The sequence below is a fragment of the Nocardioides sp. BP30 genome (assembly GCF_029873215.1).
GTDB lineage: Bacteria > Actinomycetota > Actinomycetes > Propionibacteriales > Nocardioidaceae > Nocardioides.
Window position 1 is genome coordinate 1,968,339 of the sequence record NZ_CP123620.1, and the last position, 18,845, is coordinate 1,987,183.

16 protein-coding genes are annotated in these 18,845 nt (G+C 70.8%); 11 read left to right on the forward strand and 5 right to left on the reverse strand.

The window, feature by feature from the left end:
* Positions 1 to 18: 18 nt before the first annotated feature.
* Positions 19 to 2,157 (forward strand): acetate--CoA ligase family protein, encoded by a 2,139-nt coding sequence (locus P5P86_RS09315; RefSeq protein ID WP_280611046.1) that lies wholly within the window; start codon positions 19 to 21, stop codon positions 2,155 to 2,157.
* Complete coding sequence (locus P5P86_RS09320; RefSeq protein WP_280611047.1) at positions 2,154 to 4,520, forward strand: acetyl-CoA acetyltransferase; 2,367 nt, start codon at positions 2,154 to 2,156, stop codon at positions 4,518 to 4,520. Before P5P86_RS09315 ends, P5P86_RS09320 begins: the two co-directional genes overlap by 4 nt.
* 97 nt (positions 4,521 to 4,617) lie before the next feature.
* Here the strand turns inward: P5P86_RS09320 and P5P86_RS09325 are convergent, their stop codons facing one another.
* Together P5P86_RS09325 and P5P86_RS09330 are read right to left on the reverse strand one after the other, a co-directional pair.
* Positions 4,618 to 5,379, reverse strand: coding sequence for an SDR family NAD(P)-dependent oxidoreductase (locus tag P5P86_RS09325; RefSeq protein ID WP_280611048.1), 762 nt, complete (start codon positions 5,377 to 5,379; stop codon positions 4,618 to 4,620).
* Positions 5,380 to 5,423: 44 nt separating this feature from the next.
* Positions 5,424 to 6,566 (reverse strand): acyl-CoA dehydrogenase family protein, encoded by a 1,143-nt coding sequence (locus P5P86_RS09330; protein WP_280611049.1) that lies wholly within the window; start codon positions 6,564 to 6,566, stop codon positions 5,424 to 5,426.
* An 85-nt stretch (positions 6,567 to 6,651) separates the two neighbouring features.
* Between P5P86_RS09330 and P5P86_RS09335 the strand changes: the two genes are divergently transcribed.
* From P5P86_RS09335 to P5P86_RS09355, 5 genes are all read left to right on the forward strand, one after another.
* Positions 6,652 to 7,800 carry a CaiB/BaiF CoA transferase family protein gene (locus P5P86_RS09335; RefSeq protein WP_280611050.1) on the forward strand — a complete coding sequence of 383 codons (1,149 nt, stop codon included), beginning with the start codon at positions 6,652 to 6,654 and terminating at the stop codon, positions 7,798 to 7,800.
* 30 nt (positions 7,801 to 7,830) lie between these two features.
* The gene (locus P5P86_RS09340; protein WP_280611051.1) at positions 7,831 to 8,601 is read left to right on the forward strand and encodes a crotonase/enoyl-CoA hydratase family protein; all 771 of its coding nucleotides are present in this window, start codon (positions 7,831 to 7,833) and stop codon (positions 8,599 to 8,601) included.
* A 1-nt stretch (position 8,602) separates the two neighbouring features.
* Positions 8,603 to 10,102, forward strand: a complete 1,500-nt coding sequence (locus tag P5P86_RS09345) for a class I adenylate-forming enzyme family protein (protein WP_280611052.1) — start codon at positions 8,603 to 8,605, stop codon at positions 10,100 to 10,102.
* Positions 10,103 to 10,172: 70 nt separating this feature from the next.
* Positions 10,173 to 10,478 (forward strand): hypothetical protein, encoded by a 306-nt coding sequence (locus P5P86_RS09350; RefSeq protein WP_280611053.1) that lies wholly within the window; start codon positions 10,173 to 10,175, stop codon positions 10,476 to 10,478.
* Between the two features lie 2 nt (positions 10,479 to 10,480).
* Positions 10,481 to 10,951 carry a nuclear transport factor 2 family protein gene (locus P5P86_RS09355; protein ID WP_280611054.1) on the forward strand — a complete coding sequence of 157 codons (471 nt, stop codon included), beginning with the start codon at positions 10,481 to 10,483 and terminating at the stop codon, positions 10,949 to 10,951.
* Between the two features lie 40 nt (positions 10,952 to 10,991).
* Here P5P86_RS09355 and P5P86_RS09360 read toward each other — a convergent pair whose 3' ends face one another.
* A complete protein-coding gene (locus tag P5P86_RS09360; protein WP_280611055.1) occupies positions 10,992 to 11,633 on the reverse strand; it encodes a TetR/AcrR family transcriptional regulator in 642 nt (213 codons plus the stop codon).
* A gap of 139 nt (positions 11,634 to 11,772) precedes the next feature.
* On the opposite strand from P5P86_RS09360, the gene P5P86_RS09365 reads away from it, so the two are divergent.
* Together P5P86_RS09365 and P5P86_RS09370 are read left to right on the forward strand one after the other, a co-directional pair.
* Positions 11,773 to 13,224, forward strand: a complete 1,452-nt coding sequence (locus P5P86_RS09365) for an aldehyde dehydrogenase family protein (RefSeq protein WP_280611056.1) — start codon at positions 11,773 to 11,775, stop codon at positions 13,222 to 13,224.
* Positions 13,225 to 13,269: 45 nt separating this feature from the next.
* Positions 13,270 to 14,088 carry a mycofactocin-coupled SDR family oxidoreductase gene (locus P5P86_RS09370; RefSeq protein WP_280611057.1) on the forward strand — a complete coding sequence of 273 codons (819 nt, stop codon included), beginning with the start codon at positions 13,270 to 13,272 and terminating at the stop codon, positions 14,086 to 14,088.
* 78 nt (positions 14,089 to 14,166) lie between these two features.
* Here the strand turns inward: P5P86_RS09370 and P5P86_RS09375 are convergent, their stop codons facing one another.
* Together P5P86_RS09375 and P5P86_RS09380 are read right to left on the reverse strand one after the other, a co-directional pair.
* Positions 14,167 to 14,964 (reverse strand): acyl-CoA thioesterase, encoded by a 798-nt coding sequence (locus P5P86_RS09375; protein WP_280611058.1) that lies wholly within the window; start codon positions 14,962 to 14,964, stop codon positions 14,167 to 14,169.
* Complete coding sequence (locus P5P86_RS09380) at positions 14,961 to 15,719, reverse strand: enoyl-CoA hydratase (RefSeq protein WP_280611059.1); 759 nt, start codon at positions 15,717 to 15,719, stop codon at positions 14,961 to 14,963. The genes P5P86_RS09375 and P5P86_RS09380 overlap by 4 nt, the downstream gene beginning before the upstream one ends.
* 121 nt (positions 15,720 to 15,840) lie before the next feature.
* On the opposite strand from P5P86_RS09380, the gene P5P86_RS09385 reads away from it, so the two are divergent.
* On the forward strand, positions 15,841 to 17,334 hold the full coding sequence (locus P5P86_RS09385) for a class I adenylate-forming enzyme family protein (RefSeq protein ID WP_280611060.1): 1,494 nt from the start codon (positions 15,841 to 15,843) through the stop codon (positions 17,332 to 17,334).
* Positions 17,335 to 17,336: 2 nt separating this feature from the next.
* Entirely contained in the window at positions 17,337 to 18,827 is a 1,491-nt protein-coding gene (locus P5P86_RS09390; RefSeq protein WP_280611061.1) for an acyl-CoA synthetase, read from the forward strand.
* The last annotated feature ends 18 nt before the right edge of the window (positions 18,828 to 18,845 follow it).

The window sequence follows — 18,845 nt, forward strand, 5'->3', positions numbered from 1 at the left end:
CGGCGAAGGGAACATCTGATGACCGTGGACATCACCCCCGACCGGCTGCGGTCGCTCTTCCGGCCGCGCAACGTCGCGCTCGTCGGTGCGTCGAACAAGTCGGCCTTCTCGCTGGGTGCCTTCGGCAACCTGGTGAACTTCGGCTTCGGCGATCGCACCTACCTCGTCAACGCCCGCGGGGAGGAGGTGCACGGGCGGCCGACGTACACCTCGTGTGCCGGGGTCGTCGACGCCATCGGCGGTCCGGTCGACCTCGCCCACATGATGGTCCCGCAGGCCGTGACGCTCGACGCGCTGACCGAGGCCGCCGCGGCCGGGGTCCGCAACGCCGTGATCATGTCCTCGGGGTACGCCGAGACCGGTCCGGAGGGCAGGGCCGCCGAGGAGGAGCTGGTCCGGCGCTGCCACGAGCTCGACATCGCGGTGCTCGGGCCTAACATGCTCGGCTTCGCCAACTTCGTCGACGGGCTCGCGGTCATCCCCGGAAGCGTTCCGGTGCGGCCGGCTGGTCCGATCGCGCTGCTCTCCCAGAGCGGTGCCAGCTCGGCGGCCATGACGGAGTTCGCGACCTTGTCCGGAACCGGCCTGTCCTACCTGGTGACGCTCGGCAACGAGGCCATGATCACCGCCGGCCACGTCATCGACTTCCTCGTGGAGGACGAGACCACCAAGGCGATCGCTCTCTTCCTGGAGACGATCCGCGACCCTGAGACCTTCCGCGCCGCGGCGCTGCGTGCGGCCGAGGCCGGCAAGGCCATCGTCGTGCTCAAGGTCGGTCGCAGCGAGCTCGCCGCCCGGGCCGCCTCCGCGCACACCGGCGCCCTGGTCGGGGACGACCGCGTGATCGACGCGATCCTGCACGACCTCGGCGTCATCCGGGTCGACACCATCGAGGACATGATCATCACCGCGGGCGCCGCCGCCAGGCTCGGGCCGCTGGAACGACCCGGGATCGCGGTGGTGTCCTTCTCGGGCGGCGCGTGCGACATCCTGGCCGACCGCGCCGAGGTGCGCGGTGTGCCCTTGCCGGCCTTCACCGAGGAGACCACCGCCGCGATCAGCGAGCAGTTTTCCAGCTTCGGGACCGTCCAGAATCCGCTCGACGTGACCGGCGCCGCCATGATCAGGACCGAGCTCTTCACCCATGCGATCGAGCAGGCCTCCCAGGATCCCAACATCGGTGCCGTGGCCGTGGTGAGCGCGCTGCCCGGGGTGAACGACCGGGCGCCCTGGCGCGGCATCGCCCAGGCGAAGGCGATCGGCGAGGGTGCGGCCCGAGCCTCCTGCCCGGTGGTCTGGGTCAACCAGGTCCAGGTGCCGCCCTCGGAGGCCGTCAGCGAGGTGATGGACGAGATCGGGATGGGCTGGGTGCTGCCAGGGCTCGACCAGGCGATGGTCGCCTTCGGCGGCCTGGGGCGCTGGTCGGAGCGTCTGCGGACCCTGCGCGAGGCCCGCCCGGCCGCTCCGGCCGACCTGACACTCCCCGCCGCCGACCGGCGGACCGGCCAGTGGTCCGAGGAGGCCGCGCGCGGACTGCTCGCCGACGCGGGCATCCCGGTGGTACCCGCCGATCTGGTGACCTCCGCCGACGCGGCGGTCGCCGCCGCCGAGGCGTTGGAGGGGCCGGTGGTCCTCAAGGTCGTCTCGCCGCAGATCCTGCACAAGTCCGACATCGGGGGCGTGCGGCTCGGCGTCAGCGGCGCCGACGCGGTCCGAGCGGCGTACGACGCCGTCGTCGCTGCGGCGGAGTCCGTCCCGGACGCGAAGGTGGAGGGCGTCCTGGTCTCGCCGATGCGGCAGCCGGCCACCGAGCTCCTCGTCGGCGTCGTGCGCGACCCCTCCTGGGGCCCGATCCTGGCCATCGCGCTCGGTGGCATCCTCGTCGAGGTGCTCGACGACTCGGTGCTCGTCCCGCTTCCCGCGACACCCGAACGCATCGAGCAGGCCCTGGGCCGGCTGCGGGGCGCCGCCGTGCTCGACGGTGTCCGCGGACGCACGGCGGCGGACCGCACCGCGCTCGCCGGCGTGATCGCACGCATCGGCGACCTCGCCTCCGCGCTCGGCGACGACCTCGTCTCCTTGGAGGTCAATCCGCTCCGGGTCGACGGTGACCAGATCGAGGCGCTCGACGCCGTCGTCGAGTGGCGGAACGCATGAGCACCGCCGTCCCCGACACCACTCCGGTCGTCGTCGGGGTGGGGCAGTACGCCGAGAACATCGGCGACTCCGACTACGAGGGGCTCTCGGGCGTCGGCCTGGCGGCCCGCGCCGCGGAGCGGGCGCTCGCCGACACCGGCGCGGACGTGGCGGCACTGGCCCGCGCCATCGACACCGTGGGCGGCATCCGGCAGTTCGAGATCTCGGGTCCGGGCATGCAGGCACCGCTCGGCCGCTCGGACAACTATCCCCGGTCCGTCTCCGGCCGGATCGGCGCCGACCCGGCCCGGGCGATCCTGGAGGTGGCCGGTGGCCAGGGGCCGCAGCATCTGCTGACCGAGCTGGCCGGCGAGATCGCCGCAGGGCGCAGCGAGGTCGCCCTCCTGTTCGGCTCCGAGGCGATCTCGACGGTGCGGCACTTCGCCGCCGCCCCCGACAAGCCGGACTTCTCCGAGACCGTCGGAGGCCAGCTGGAGGACCGCGGCTACGGCCTGGCGGGGGTGTCGAGCCGGCACCGGGCCAACCACGGCATGGTCGACGCGCCGTCGACGTACGCCGTGTGCGAGAACGCTCGCCGAGCGCGGCTGGGAGGCGGACGCGAGGAGTACGCCCTCGCGATGGGGCGGCTCTTCGAGCCCTTCACCTCCGTGGCCGCCAAGAATCCCTACGCCGCGGCGCCGGTGGAGCGCACCGCGGCCGAGCTGGCCACCGTCACCGACCGCAACCGCATGATCAGCGACCCGTATCCGCGGTTCCTCGTCTCCCGCGACCAGGTCAACCAGGGAGCCGCTGTCCTCGTCGTCTCGGTCGCCGCCGCCCGCCGGCTCGGCATCCCCGAGGACAGGTGGGTCTACCTCCACGGCCACGCCGACGCCTACGAGCGCGAGCTCCTCAAGCGCGCCGACCTCTCCCGCGCTCCCTCGGCCCCGGCCGCCGTGCAGGAGGCACTGTCGGTGGCCGGCATCGACCTCGCGGACGTCGACACCTTCGACCTCTACTCCTGCTTCCCCATCGCGGTGGAGAACGTCCTCGACGGCCTCGGGCTGCGTGCCGAGGACCCGCGCGGATTCACGCTCACCGGGGGCCTGCCGTTCTTCGGCGGGGCCGGCAACAACTACTCGATGCACGCGATCGCCGAGACCGTCGCCGCGTGCCGTGCCCGCCCGGCGAGCGTCGGCCTGGTCGGCGCGAACGGCGGCTCGCTCTCGAAGTACTCCGTCGGGGTCTACTCCACGACCCCCGCGCCCTGGCGCCCCGGCACCAGCGCCGCACTCCAGGCCCGGCTCGACGCCGTGCCCGACGTGCCCGTCGCCGAGCGTGCCGACGGGCCGGCCACGATCGAGAGCTGGACGATCCGTCACGGTCGCGACGGACTCACCCCGATCGTGATCGGTCGGCTGGAGGCGAGCGATCAGCGCTTCATCGCGATGGGGCTCCCCGGCGACGATGAGCTGCTGGAGCTGCTGCACACCGACCAGCCGATCGGCGCCTCGGTGTTCGTGCGCAACATCGGTCCGGGCAACCGGGTCAGCACCTCGAGGGCCCGGATGGACGAGCTCCTCCCGGTCCGGCCGATCGGGTTCCGCGCGTCCTACGAGTACGTCGAGGTGCGTCGCGACGGGCACCTGCTCGAGGTCACCATCAACCGTCCGGACAAGCGCAACTCGCTCACGCCCCCGGCCAACGACGAGCTCGCCGAGATCTGGGACGCCTATCTCGCCGACGACGAACTGTGGGTGGCGATCCTCACGGGTGCGGGCGTCGACGCCTTCTCCGCGGGCAACGACCTGTCCTACGCGGCCACCGGCAAGCCGCGCTACCTGCCCCGCACCGGCTTCGGCGGCCTCACCCACCGCGCGCCGATGGACAAGCCGGTCATCGCCGCGGTCAACGGGTACGCCTTCGGCGGTGGCTTCGAGATGGCGCTGGCGTGCCACCTCGTCGTCGCGGACGAGGCCGCGCAGTTCGGACTCACCGAGGTCCGGGTCGGGCTCGTGGCGGGCGCCGGCGGCGCCGTACGGCTGCCGCGTCAACTGGCCCCGAAGATCGCCACCGAGCTGCTCCTGACCGGGCGACGGATGGGTGCCGCCGAGGCGGCGTCGTACGGACTGGTCAACCGCGTCGTGCCCCGGGGGACCGCCCTACAGGGTGCGCGGGCGCTCGCCGCGGAGATCCTGGAGGGCTCCCCGACGTCGGTGCGCACCACGCTGCGCCTCATGACCGACACCGCTGCCGAGCCCGACGTGACGGCTGCCGTCAACGCACCTTCGGCCGCGGTGGACGCGCTCCTGATGAGCGAGGACGCCGTCGAGGGGATGACCGCCTTCGCCCAGAAGCGGTCGCCTCGGTGGGTCAATCGATAGCCGACATCGATGGCGGTCCCGTCGGCTCGCCGGGGGAGTGACGCACACGAGCCGCCGGGCCCTTCGAGAGGGCCCGGCGGCTCGTCGGTTCGTGTGCTCAGCGCGGAGCGAAGCGCATGCCTGCGTCCAGGCGCAGACACTGCCCGTTGAGCATCCCGTTCTCGACGATCGCGCAGGCGAGCTTGGCGTACTCCTCGGGGCGACCCATCCGCTTGGGGAAGGCGTTGCCCTCGACCAGCGGCGGGATCATCTCGGGGGGAAGCCCGGCCACCGCACCCGTCTCGAAGAGCGAGGGCGCGATCGCCAGGACGCGGACGCCGACGTTGCCCAGGTCGCGGGCCATGGTCAGCGCCATCCCGGCGATGCCGGCCTTGGAGGCCGAGTAGGCGACCTGACCGATCTGCCCCTCGAACGCCGCGATCGAGGCGGTGTTCACGATCACGCCACGCTCGCCGTCCTCGTCGGGCTCGCCCTGGCTCATGTGCCAGGCCTGCAGCCGGTTGAGGTTGAAGGTGGAGACCAGGTTGAGGTTGACCACGGAGACGAACGACTCGAGGTCGTGCGGTCCCCCCTTGGTCAGCGTTCGCTTGGCGATGCCACCACCCGCCGTGTTGACGGCGACGTGCAGGCCGCCGAGCTCCGCGACGGCCTCCGCGAGGACGGCCTCGATCCCGGCGTGGTCGGTGATGTCGCCCTCGTAGAAGCGTCCGCCGATCTCGGCGGCGACCTTCTCGCCCTCACCGCCGGGGCGGTCGAGGATCGCGACCTGGGCGCCCCGTGCGGCCAGCATCTGCGCACTCGCGCGGCCCATGCCGGAGGCGCCGCCGACGATCACGGCGTTCTTGCCCTGGATGTCCATGGCTGTGTGTCTCTTCCTGTTGTGATGGCGGTGTCAGAGGGTGCTCAGAAGCCGAGATCGCGGCCGATGATCTCCTTCATGATCTCGGTGGTCCCACCGAGGATCGTGGAGATGCGGACGTCCTGGTAGGCGCGCGCGACGGGGTACTCGAGCATGTAGCCGTATCCGCCGTGGAGCTGCAGGCACTGGTCGACGACCTTCTTGTGCAGCTCGGTGCACCACCACTTCGCCTTGGCGGCGTCGACAGCTGTCAGCGAGCCGTCGACGACGCGGCCGATGCAGGCGTCGACGTAGATCCGCGCGATGTCGAGCTCGGTGGCCATCTCGGCGATGGTGAAGCGGTTGGCCTGGAAGGATCCGATCGACTGCCCGAACGCGGTGCGTTCCTTGGCGTAGGTCATCGTCTCGGCGAAGGTCTTCTCGGCGCCGGCGATCGCTGAGATCGCGATGGACAACCTCTCGGAGGGCAGGTTCTCCATCAGGTGGAAGAAGCCCCGCCCCTCGGTGCCGAGGAGGTTGCTCGCGGGAACGCGGCAGTCGGAGAAGAACAGCTCGGCGGTGTCCTGGGCGTGGTGCCCCATCTTCTTCAGCTTGCGGCCGCGCTCGAAGCCGGGGGTGCCGTCCTCGACCACGATCAGGCTGAAGCCCTTGTGCCCGGCCTCGGGGTCGGTGCGGCAGACGACGATGACGGCATCGGAGAGGATGCCGTTGGAGATGAAGGTCTTCTGCCCGTTGATGACCCAGGCGTCGCCCTCGCGTCGCGCCGAGGTGCGGATCCCGGCCAGGTCGGAGCCGGCGCCCGGCTCGCTCATCGCGATCGCGAAGGTCATGTCACCGGCCGCGAGCGCTGTCAGCCAGCGCTGCCGCTGGTCCTCGTCGGTCAGGCGAAGCAGGTACGGCGCCACGATGTCGTTGAGAAGGGTCAGCGCGACGCCGCTGCTGCCGCCGCGCGCGAGCTCCTCGGCGACGATCGCGTTGTAGCGGAAGTCGTCGATGCCCATGCCGCCGTACTCGGTCGGCACCGAGAAGCCGAGGACGCCGGCCTGTGCGGCTGCCTTGTAGACGGTCTTGTCCACGATCCCCGCCGCCTCCCACTCCTCGGCGTGGGGGGTGACCTCGCGGGCCAAGAACTCCTTGACGAGGGATCGGAACTCCTCGTGCTCCTCGGCGAACACGGTGCGCGTCATCTGCTGCCTACTTCCTCAGGGGGGACCAACACTAACAACACTTTCAGTGTAATCAGTTAACCGATTCTGTGATAGCGTCTCGGCCATGACTTCTTCGGGTCAGCGATCTGTCGGGCCGCTCGCGGGCCTGCGGGTCCTCGAGATCGCGGGCATCGGGCCGGCACCCTACGCCAGCCTGCTGCTGGCCGAGCTCGGTGCCGACGTCGTCAGGATCGACCGGCCGGCAGCCGTCGGTGCCGCGCCCGAGCCGAGCGACGCGCTGAACCGGAGCCGCCCGAGCGTCGCGATCGACCTCAAGCAGCCCGACGGCCGCGACCTGGTCCTGCGGATGGTGCGCGGGGCCGACGTCCTCATCGAGGGGCTGCGTCCCGGTGTCATGGAACGGCTCGGCCTGGGGCCCGAGCACTGCGCGGACGTCAACGATCGGCTGATCTACGGCCGGATGACCGGCTGGGGCCAGGACGGCCCGCTCTCGCACACCGCCGGTCACGACATCACCTACGCCGCACTCACCGGCGCGCTCCATGCGACCGGCGGGTCCGACAAGCCCCGCAACGCGCTGAACCTGATCGGCGACTTCGGGGGCGGGACCATGTTCCTGCTCCTCGGCATCCTCTCCGCGCTGCACGAGCGGACGCGCAGCGGGCGAGGCCAGGTGGTCGACGCCGCGATGGTCGATGGTGCGGCGTCGCTGATGACCATGATGTTCGGCATGCACGCCGTGGGCAGCTGGCGCGACGAGCGGGAGGCGAACCTGCTCGACGGCGGCACGCCCTTCTACGACACCTACCGCTGCCGGGACGGACGATTCGTGGCAGTGGGTGCGCTGGAACCCCAGTTCTTCGCCGAGCTGATGAAGCAGCTCGAACTCGACTTCGACCAGGACGACGTCGCGGGCTGGCCCCGGATGCGCGCGGCGATGGCGAAGCGGTTCGCCGAGCGCGACCGGGACGAGTGGGCAGCCGTCTTCGAAGGCACCGACGCCTGCGTGGCGCCGGTGCTCGGCCTCGAGGAGGCGCCGCTGCATCCCCATGTCGCGGCCCGCGAGGTCTTCGTCCCGTACGCCGGCGGCTATCAGCCCCGGGTCGCTCCGGTGTTCTCCCGCACGCCGGCGCTCCGTCCGGGGGACAAGCACGTGCCGGGGGAGGACAGCCGTGCCGTGCTCGTGAGCGTCGGCCTGTCGGCCGAGGAGATCGATGCGCTCATCGCGGCCGGGACGGTCCGGCAGTCGTGAGCATCTGTTGCTCGAGAGGAGAGAGAAGGCATGACTGAGGCACCCGAGGTCCTGACCGAGCGCCGCGACGGCGTCCTGGTCATCACCATCAACCGCCCCGAGGCGAAGAACGCCGTCACCGAGGGGGTGGCGAAGGGGATCGCAGCAGCCCTCGACGAGCTCGAGGCCAGCGACGACCTGCGGGTCGCGGTGCTCACCGGCGCCGGTGGCACCTTCTGCGCGGGCATGGATCTCAAGGGCTTCCTCCGCGGCGAGAGCCCGGTGGTCGAGGGCCGTGGCTTCGCGGGCCTGACCCTGGCGCCACCGCGCAAGCCGCTCATCGCCGCCGTCGAGGGCTGGGCACTCGCCGGCGGATTCGAGATCCTGCTCGCCTGCGACATGGTCGTCGCCTCGGAGGAGTCCAGGTTCGGCGTCCCCGAGACGAAGCGGTCCCTGGTCGCCGGTGCCGGCGCCGCGATGCTGCTGCCGCGACGCGTGCCGCTGCCGATCGCGCTGGAGCTCCTGCTGACAGGCGACCCGATCACTGCCGCACGCGCCTACGAGCTCGGCCTGGTCAACCGACTGACCCCCGCCGGTGGTGCCCTCGAGGGTGCGATCGCGCTGGCGCAGGTCATCGCCGCGAACGGCCCGCTCGCGGTGGCCGCCTCGAAGGAGATCGCCCGCTCGTCCTCCGACTGGACGATGGCGGAGGGCTGGAAGCGGCAGACCGAGATCATGGAGCCTGTCTTCACCTCCGAGGATGCGCGCGAGGGAGCAACGGCCTTCGCCGAGAAGCGGCCTCCTGTGTGGAAGGGCCGCTGAGGTGAGCACCCGCGCTCGCTTCCGCGACCTCCTCGCGACGGCACCAGCCGATGCGCCAGCGATCGAGTTCGAGGGCGAGTGGACGACATGGGGGACGCTCCGGGCGGTCGGCGACGGCCTCGAGCGCCTGCTGACCGAGGCGGGCCTGGGAGCTGCCACCCGCGTCGGCCTCATCCTGGAGAACCGGCCCGAGCATGTGGCCGTCATCGTCAAGGTGCTCGGCAGTGATCGCACGGTCGTCACACTCTCCAGCCTCCAGCCGCCCGCGCGGCTGTCCGCCGACATCGGCCGCTCGGATCTGCCCGTCGTGATCGGAACCCGGCAGGCGCTGGCTCAGCCGGGGGTCCGGGAGGCCGCTGGCGAGGCGTTGGTGCTGGAGCTCGGGGCCGACGGCGTGCGGCCGGTGGGGCCGGTGACCGAACGTGTCCCGCTCTCCACCGACACCGCGCCGGGGGTGGCCATCGAGATGCTCACCTCGGGCACCACGGGGCCGCCGAAGCGGGTCACGCTGCGCGAGCGACAGTTCGACACCGCTCTGGCCACGAGTGTCCCGCCGCCGCCGAAGGAGGGCCTGTTCCGCAGCGGTGTGTCGATCGTGTGCACCCCGCTGGTGCACATCGGCGGCTTCTGGGGTGCCCTCGCGCCGTTGTACACCGGGCGATCGATCGTGCTGTTCCCGAAGTTCGCGCTCGAGCCGTGGGTCGAGGCGGTCGCGACCCACCGGCCGCGTGCCGCCGGGCTGGTGCCGGCGGCGCTGCGCGCGATCCTCGCCGCCGAGGTGCCCGCCGACAAGCTCGCCAGCCTCGACGTGGTGACCAGTGGTACGACGTTCTGCCCCTCCGACCTGATCGACGCCTTCCTCGAGCGCTACGGGATCCGCGTGCTGCCGACGTACGGCGCCACCGAGTTCGCCGGTGCGATCGCGACATGGACGCTCTCGCTCCACGAGAAGTGGTGGGCGACGAAGTCGGGCGCCGCGGGCCGTCCGATGCCGGGCGTGACGCTCCGGGTCGTGGGTGAGGACGGTGCCGAGCTGCTGCCGGGAGACACCGGCTTCCTCGAGGTCCGGTCGGCTCAGTCGCCGGTCGGGTCCGACGCCTGGCAGCGCACCGCGGACCTCGCCGCCGTCGACGAGGACGGCTTCTTGTGGATCCGTGGGCGTGCCGACGACGCCATCATCCGCGGCGGGTTCAAGGTCCAGCCGGAGACGGTCAAGGAAGCGCTCGAACGGCATCCGGCCGTGCGTGAGGCGGCTGTCGCGCCACTTCCCGACGAGCGCCTCGGCGCCGTTCCGGTGGCTGCGGTCGAGCTCGAGGAGGGCGCGGCGGTGCCGACCGGCGAGGAGCTTCGGGCCTTCGTCCGCGACGTGCTCCTGCCCTATGAGGTGCCGGCCCACGTCGTGGTCCTCGACGTGCTTCCGCGGACGCCGTCGTCCAAGGTCTCCCGGGTCGAGCTCCTCGAGAGGATCCGAGCCGAGATAGGCCTCGGCGTCTCCGCCTGACGCAGTCCATCAGGCACACTTCACGCGACAGATCAGCCGCCGGACCGGCGGCTCGTTGGAGGAGAGCACCATGCAGCTACGTGTAGGACTGGCCCTTGCGAGCGCCGTCGACACGACCACCATCATCGTCACCAAGGTCCCCGAGGGCGAGGTCGACCTCACCTGCGGTGGCGTCCCGATGATCCCCAAGGGCACCGAGGCGCCGCCGACGTCGGCCGATCCCGCCTTCATGCACGGCTCGTTGCTCGGCAAGCGATACGTCGCAGAGGATGGCACGCTCGAGGTGCTGTGCACCAAGGGCGGCGACGCCTCACTCGCCCTGGCCGGGAAGCTGCTGGTCACCGCCGATGCCAAGGCGCTGCCCAGCTCGGACTGATCGTGGACCTCGAGGAACTGCGGCTCCGGGAGCGCGTGCGGGACACCTACGCCACCTATGCCCACGCGGGCGACCGCTTCCAGCTGTCCACCCTGGCCGATTGCTTCGCCGAAGACGGCACCCTCGAGGTCAAGGGGGGTGCGACGGCCACCGGTCGCGCGGCGATCATCGCGATGCTCTCGGGCGGCGATCGTGACGGCGACGACGGCGGCGACGGCGGCGCGGCGAAGCGGCGGGAACCGCCGCTCGTCCGGCACTTCGTCGCCAACCTGCTCTTCACCTCGGTGACGCCGACCCGGGTCGAGTCGACGGCGTACTTCCAGGTCCTCGTGGCCCAGGGCGAGTATCGCGGCGTCGATCACTGGGGTCGCTACCGCGACGTGCTGGTCCCGGTGGGGGACCGCTGGCTGTTCCGGCACCGGCAGGTCAGCGTCGACGTGGCGGTCCCCGAGGGGTGGTACGCCGGCCTGTGAGCGCCGTCGTCCGCCTCGCCGCGTCGCGGGTCCACGGTGGTCAGTCGGGCAGCAGGGCCGACAGCAGCAGGTCCACGATCTGCTCGCACGCGGCGGTGATCAGCTCGTCGGTCGGGCGGCTACCGAAGCCGGCGGCCAGCACCCGCATGCTGATCGCTCCGTAGAGGCATTCGACGACCAGCGGAGCCGCGTCCGGATCGAAGTGGTCGCCCCGCTCGTGCGCGCGCTGGAAGACGAGAGCCGCCGACGCCCGGTGCCGTTCGGCGAGGTCGGCGGCGACGAGGCGGCGCGCGTCGTTGCCGACCGAGTCGACGGTGATCCGGAAGGTCGCGAAGCCCACCGGATCGAGCAGGAACCTGAACAGGTTGCTGCTGAGCAGGATCAGATCCCCGCGAAGGCTCCCGGTGTCGACCTGCTCGATCGACCCCGACCGCGCCATGACGCTGTCGACGAGGAGGGCGTCCTTGTCCGACCAGCGCAGGTACATGGTCGACTTGCCGACCCCAGCGCGACGCGCGACACGGTCCATGGTGAATCCCGCCGCACCGCGCTCGATGTACTCCTCGATCGCGGCGTCGAGGATCCGCCTTTCCGCTTGAGGATCCCTGGGGCGGCCGGGCGAACGAGGGCGCTGCGGCGCAGGGGTCGCGGGCTCGTCGACGTACCGGCGTGCCTGGCTCACACCGCGATTACAGCACCTTTCTCGGCACGCGCTCGCTTCCCGACACATCTTCGGACATTTTCGTCCGAAACCTTGACATGGGTCGGCTGCCGTCGTTCGATGGGGCAATCAGTTAAATGATTCAACCCTGGGAGTGAGCATGTCTGACGTCGACCGGACTCCGCCGACGGTCCATCTGCGGATCAACGGCGAGAAATTCGACTCCGGGTCCGGCGGGCGGTACGGCCACGTCAACCCCGCCACGGGCGAGGTCGATGCCCAGATCCCCCTGGCCGACAAGGAGGAGGTCGACCTCGCCGTCACCAAGGCCCACGAGGCGTTCCAGTCCTGGAAGCGGACACCGCCTGCCGTCCGACGCCAGCTGCTGCTCAAGCTGGCCGACCTCATCGAGCTCCGCGCCGAGGAGTTCGCCCGCCGGGGTGCGCTGGACAACGGCACGCCGCTGGCCGCCGGCGCCGCCTTCCCGCGGCTGGCGACGGAGTGGACGCGCTACTACGCCGGATGGGCCGACAAGCTGACAGGTGAGCTCACCGGGAACCCGCAGGATCTCGGCGAGCTCGGCTACACGCTCGCCCAGCCCTATGGAGTCGTCGGGATCATCATCACCTGGAACGGTCCGCTGATCTCGCTGGCGATGAAGATCCCGCCCGCCGTGGCCGCAGGCAACACCGTCGTCGTCAAGCCCAGCGAGCTCACGCCCTTCTCGGGGGAGCTCTTCATGGACCTCGTCGAGGAGGCTGGCTTCCCGCCCGGCGTCATCAACGTGCTTCCCGGGACCGCTGAGGCCGGTGCCCAGCTCGTCAGCCATCCCCTGGTCAAGAAGGTCACCTTCACCGGCGGTCCCGCCACGGCCACCAGGATCTTGGAGGCGTGTGCCCCGGACATGAAGCCGGCCGTGCTCGAGCTGGGCGGCAAGTCGGCCAACATCGTCTTCGAGGACGCCGACCTGGAGGCGGCGTGTCAGCTGGGCACGACGTTCTCCCTCATCGCGCTGTCGGGACAGGGCTGTGCCTTCGCCACCCGGATGATCATCCAGGACACCGTCTACGACCAGGTCGCCGCGACGGTGAAGGCGATCGCGGAGAACATCCCGATCGGCGACCCCTTCGACCCTGCGATCGCCTCCGGACCGGTGGTGAACGAGGCTGCCGTCGACCGCATCCTGGGGATGATCGAGCGCGCCAAGGAGCAGGGCGCCACCGTGCTCGCCGGCGGTCGGCGTATCGAACGACCCGGCTTCTACCTCGAGCCGACCGTCCTGGTCGACGTCGACCCGGCCAGCGAGATCGCTCAGACCGAGGTCTTCGGGCCGGTGCTGTGCCTCTTCAGGTTCTCGACCGAGGAGGAGGCGATCGCCCTCGCGAACGGCACCCGCTACGGGCTCTCCTCCTACGTCCAGACCAAGGACCTCAAGCGCGCCATCCGCGTCGCCGCCGAGCTCGAGGCCGGGGAGACGCTGATCAACGGTGCGATGAACCTGCAGGTCGGCCGGCCGTTCGGCGGCTTCGGTCTGTCGGGACTCGGCAAGGAGGGCGGCCGCCACGGCATCGAGGAGTTCCTCCGTGTCCGCAGCGTCGGCATCGCCGTCTGACCGAACGCGGCACGCACATCCATCCAGCGATCAGGAGATCCACTCATGACAGGAAAGCTCGAGGGCCGCGTCGCCTTCATCACCGGTGCCGCACGCGGTCAGGGCCGCGCCCACGCCGTTCGACTCGCACAGGAGGGCGTCGACATCATCGGCCTCGACGTCTGCGCCGACATCGCCAGCTTCGACTACTCGTGCGGGACGTGGGAGGAGCTGCAGGAGACCGCTGCCCTGGTCGAGAAGGAGGGCCGCCGGATGGTCATCGGGAAAGCCGATGTCCGCGACGGCGCGGCGGTGAAGAGGGTCTTCGACGACGGCTTCGCCCAGCTGGGCCGGATCGACATCGTGATCGCCAATGCCGGCATGATCCGCTACGGCGCGCCGGAGAACCCGGCCCAGGAGTGGCAGGACACCCTGGACGTCATCCTCACCGGCGCCTTCAACACGATGCAGGCCAGCATCGGCAGGCTCGTCGAGGGCGGCAACGGCGGCTCGGTCGTGCTGGTCAGCTCCAGCGCCGGGCTCAAGGGCACCGGCAGCGACGCCCCGTCCGCGCAGGCCTACACCGCTGCCAAGCGCGGCCTGGTCGGCTACATGCAGGTCCTCGCCCAGCAGTACGCCGGGCAGATGATCCGGGTCAACACGGTCCATCCGACCGGCGTCGTCTCCGGGATGACGATGAACCCGGCCATGCAGAAGATGGCCGCGGACCCGAACACCAACATCGCGGCGATGCAGAACCTGCTGCCGATCCCGATCCTGCAGCCGGAGGACATCGCCAACGCCGTGGCCTACCTCGTCAGCGACGAGGCGAGGTTCATCACCGGCACGCAATGGGCGCTCGACGCCGGCTTCTCGATCCGCTGACGGGGGAGCACTGCCACTCCGACGATGACCGTCCGTCCGGCACCGGCCCCCGCGAGGAGCCGGTGCCGGACGGCCTGTTCATGCCTCACGCTTGCGCCGGAACAGCGTCTCCTGGGCGATCGAGGCCACGACGCGGCCCGACGTGTCGTAGAGGCACCCGGTGTAGAGGCCTCTGCCGCCGGCGACACCGATCGGCCGGTATTCCGAGAGCAGCCAGTCGCCGGTGACCTGCGGACGGTGGAACCAGATCGCGTGGTCCAGGCTCGACCCCGGGATCCAGCCGTTCTTGGCGAAGGGGCTCAGGCCCGAGTAGATGTCGGACAGGTACGTCAGCACGGCTGCGTCCACGAGCGGATCGTTCGACAGCCCGGGATCGGTGCAGCGCGCCCAGAACCGGGTCGGCCAGAAGCTGCCGTCGCTGCGCGCGTGGTATTCAGGCTGCGGCACCCGCCGGCCCTCGAAGCTCAGGAGCCGATGCAGCTCCAGCGGGCCGCAGTCCTCGGCGCTCGGGACGGCGGGCGCGGGGTCGAGCTGCTCCTCCATCGCCGACGTCGGCGGCGCCTGGAACGAGACGGCGGCGTTGAAGATCACCTCGCCGCGTTGAAGCGCTACGACGCGCCGGGCGGAGAACGAGCGGCCGTCGCGATCGTTGACGACCTTGAACACCGTGGGCCTTCCGGCGCTGCCGGCCCGGAGGAAGTAGCCGTGCAGCGAGTGCGGCAGCCGTCCGTCCGGAGCCGTCATGCCGGCCGCGAGCAGGGCCTGGGCCGCCACCTGCCCACCGTAGAGGTCGTAGCGCTCGTCGAAGACCGCGTTGGCGCGGTAGATGTCCGCGTCGATGGTCTCGAGGGTCAGCAGCTCGGCCAGATCGATCACTGGGCCCGGCCTCCTCGGGCACGGGCGAGCAGGGCCTCGCGGCGGGCCGCGAAGGAGTCGGCGTCCGCCATGGTGAAGCCGCCGCTGGCATAGGCGGCCTCGCGGTTCAGCCCATCGGCCCCGGTGCCGTCGCGGACCTCGTCGTAGACCGAGCGGATGGTGCGCAGCGTGGTGGGCTCGGTCGTGGCGATGGACGATGCCAGGGAGATCGCGCGCGGAAGCAGGTCGTCGGGATCGGTCACCTCGCTCACCAGGCCGATCCGGTGAGCGGTCGTCGCGTCGACGTAGTCGCCGGTGAAGGACATCCGCCGCGCCCAGGCCTGGCCGACCGCCTGGGGGAGCCGGGCCGTCAGCCCCCAGCCGGGGATGACGCCGACGCGCGCGTGCGTGTCGGCGAAGCGGGCGTTCGTCGAGGCGATCCGGAAGTCGCACGCGAGGGCGAGCTCGAGACCGCCCGTCACGGCGACCCCGTTGATCGCCGCGATGATCGGATGCGGCGAACCGATGAGCGGAGCGATGTCGTCGGGCCCGAAGTCGGCCCCGCCCCCGAGCGCGTCCAGATCCAGGCCGGCGCAGAACGCCGCGCCCGCACCGGTGAGCACGATCGCCCGCACCTCGGGGTCCTCGGCGAGGTCGCGCAGCTGGCCACCCAGCGCCGCCAGGAGGCCAGGAGTCAGGGCGTTGTACTTCGCCGGTCGGTCCAGCGTCAGCACGGCGACGCCTGGTGCGGGACGGTCAAGCCGGACGTCGCTCACGTGGTCTCCTCGGTTTGAGATGAATCATGTAACTGATATACCCAATCATGCCGCATTGGTCTATGGTTTCTGTGACGCGGGCCACGACCCGTCGTCGTCGACGTACCGAGGGAGTTCGTGCATGAACCTGACGATGCTGCTCGAGATGGCCGCAGACGGCTTCGGCGACCGGGTGGTCGTCGGCCGGAGCGGAAGCGGGCTGACAGCGGCTGAGCTGAAGAGCGCAGCCCTGCGGGGCGCGGAGCAGATCGAGGCCACGGGGGCCGACGCGGTCGTCTACCTCGCGATCAACGGACCGGCGTTCCCGGTCGCCATGTTCGCGGCCGCGTACGCCGGGGTGCCGCTCGTGCCGCTCAACTTCCGACTCGGCGCCGAGCAGCTCGACAGCCTGCTGGCCCAGCACCCGGGTGCGCTGGCGATCGGCGACGCCGCCGCCCACTCGATCCTGGGCAAGCACCGGATGCGCGCCTTCACCACCGAGAGATGGCTCGAGCTGACCACCGAGGGCCCGGCGCCCGCGGACAGGTTCGTCGAGTCCGAGGCGCCGGCCGTGATCATCTACACCTCCGGGACGACGTCGGCTCCCAAGGGCGTGCTGCTGCGCCACGACAACCTGACCAGCTACGTGGTCGGATCGGTCGACTTCATGTCCGCCGACGCCGGTCAGGCCGCGCTCGTCAGCGTGCCGCCCTACCACATCGCGGCCGTCGCCAACGTCATCACGAACCTGTACGCCGGGCGCCGCTCCATCGTGCTCGAGCGCTTCGAGCCGGCCGAGTGGCTGGAGATCGTGCGTCGCGAGAAGGTCACCAACGCCCTGGTCGTGCCCACGATGCTCGCCCGCATCGTCGACTGTGAGGCCGACAAGAGCGTGCCGTCGCTGCGCAGCCTGGCCTACGGCGGCGCGCCGATGCCTGCGAACGTCATCCACCGTGCGCTCGAGTCGTGGCCCGAGGTCGACTTCGTCAACGCCTACGGACTGACCGAGACCAGTTCCACCGTCGCGGTGCTCACTCCCGAGGACCACCGAGAGGCGATGGCCTCCTCCCACCCCTCGGTCCGGGAGCGGCTCTCCTCGGTCGGGCGCCCCGTGCCCGGTGTCGAGATCCAGATCCGCGACGCCGAGGATCGCGTCCTGGCGCCGGGGGAGAAGGGTCGGATCTGCGTCCGCGGCGCCCAGGTCTCCGCGGAGTACGCCGGGATCGGGCGGCTCGTGGACGCCGACGGGTGGTTCGACACCCGCGATGAGGGCTTCGTCGACGAGGAGGGCTATGTCTTCGTCGGGGGCCGCCGCGACGACACCATCATCCGCGGGGCGGAGAACATCGCACCGGCCGAGATCGAGGAGGTGCTGTTCCGGCACCCCGCGATCGCGGACGTCGCCGTGATCGGTGTCCCCGACGAGGAGTGGGGTCAGCGCATCGTCGCCGTGGCCGTCCAGCGCGACGGCCAGCAGGTCGACTCCGAGGAGCTGCGCGAGTTCGTCCGCGGCACCTTGCGCAGCAGCAAGACGCCGGACGAGATCGTGTTCTGGACCGAGATGCCGCGCACGGAGACCGGCAAGCTGGTACGTCGGCAGGTCGTCGCCCGGTTCGAGCAGCAGCACGTGGGCTGAGCGTGGATCTCACCGCATGGGCCGCACGGCAGCCGGAGAAGGTGGCCGTCGTCGACGCTTCCGGGACGGCGCTCACCTACGGGCAGCTCGAGGCTCGGTCCAACCGGATCGCCCACCTGCTGCGACGCCTCGGGTTGTCGGCGGGGGACCACCTCGCCGTTCTCAGCGAGAACACGGTCGACCTCTTCCCGATCGTGTGGGCGGCACAGCGGACGGGGCTGCTGTACACCCTGGTCAACTGGCACCTGACCGCCGACGAGGCGGCGTACATCGTCGAGAACTGCGACGCTCGGGTGCTGATCGCGAGCGGCCGGCTGGCGGAGCTGGCCGCCCGCCTCCCGGCGGTCGAGCGTCGGCTCTCCTTCGGCGCGCCGGTCCCCGGCTACGACGCCCTCGAGCCGCTGTTGGCCGATCAGCCGGAGACGCCGGTCGAGGACCAGGTCGAGGGCTACTACATGCTCTACAGCTCCGGCACCACCGGTCGACCCAAGGGCATCCTGCCGTCGTTGTCCGCGGCGCCGTTCGGGACCGGCCTCTCGGTCGACCACCTGATGGCCGATCACTTCGGCTTCGACGCCGAGAGCGTCTACCTCAGTCCGGGGCCGCTCTATCACGCGGCTCCGCTGGGCTGGAGCCTCGGGACGATGCGCAGCGGCGGCACCGTCGTGCTGATGGACCGCTTCGACGCCGAGTCCGCCCTGCGTCTGATCGAGGCGCACCGGGTGACCCATGCTCAGTTCGTCCCGACGATGTTCGTCCGGATGCTCAAGCTGGAGCCCGAGGTGCGGTCGACGTACGACCTGGGGAGCCTGCGCCTGGTCATCCATGCGGCGGCTCCGTGCCCGGTCGACGTCAAGCGCCGGATGATCGACTGGCTCGGCCCCATCCTGGTGGAGTTCTACTCGGGCAGCGAAGGCGTGTGCTTCTTCATGATCGACACCGCGACCTGGCTGGAACGCCCGGGCTCGGTGGGGCGCTCCGTGCTCGGCACCGTCCACATCACCGACGACGAGGGGCACGAGCTGCCGGCGGGGGAGGTCGGCCAGGTGTGGTTCGGTGACGTCCCACCCTTCGCCTACCACCACGACGCCGAGAAGACCGCGACGGCGTACGACCATCGCGGGTGGACGACGCTGGGCGACCTGGGCCATGTCGACCAGGACGGCTTCCTCTACCTCTCCGATCGGCGTACCGACCTGATCGTGTCGGGCGGGGTGAACATCTACCCGCGCGAGGTCGAGGACGCCCTCATCATGCATCCGGAGGTGGCCGACGTCGCCGTCGTCGGCCTTCCCGACGAGGACTTCGGTCAGCGCGTGCACGCCGTGGTGACGCCCGCCGTGGGCGTGGCGGCGGGCGCCGACCTGGCCGAGCGTCTGACCGGCTACCTCCGGGAGCGGATCGCGGGCTTCAAGGTGCCGCGCACGATCGCCTTCGGTCCGATCCCGAGGCTGCCGAGCGGCAAGATCCTCCGGCGCCACCTGATCGACTGAATCAGATAACTAATTACA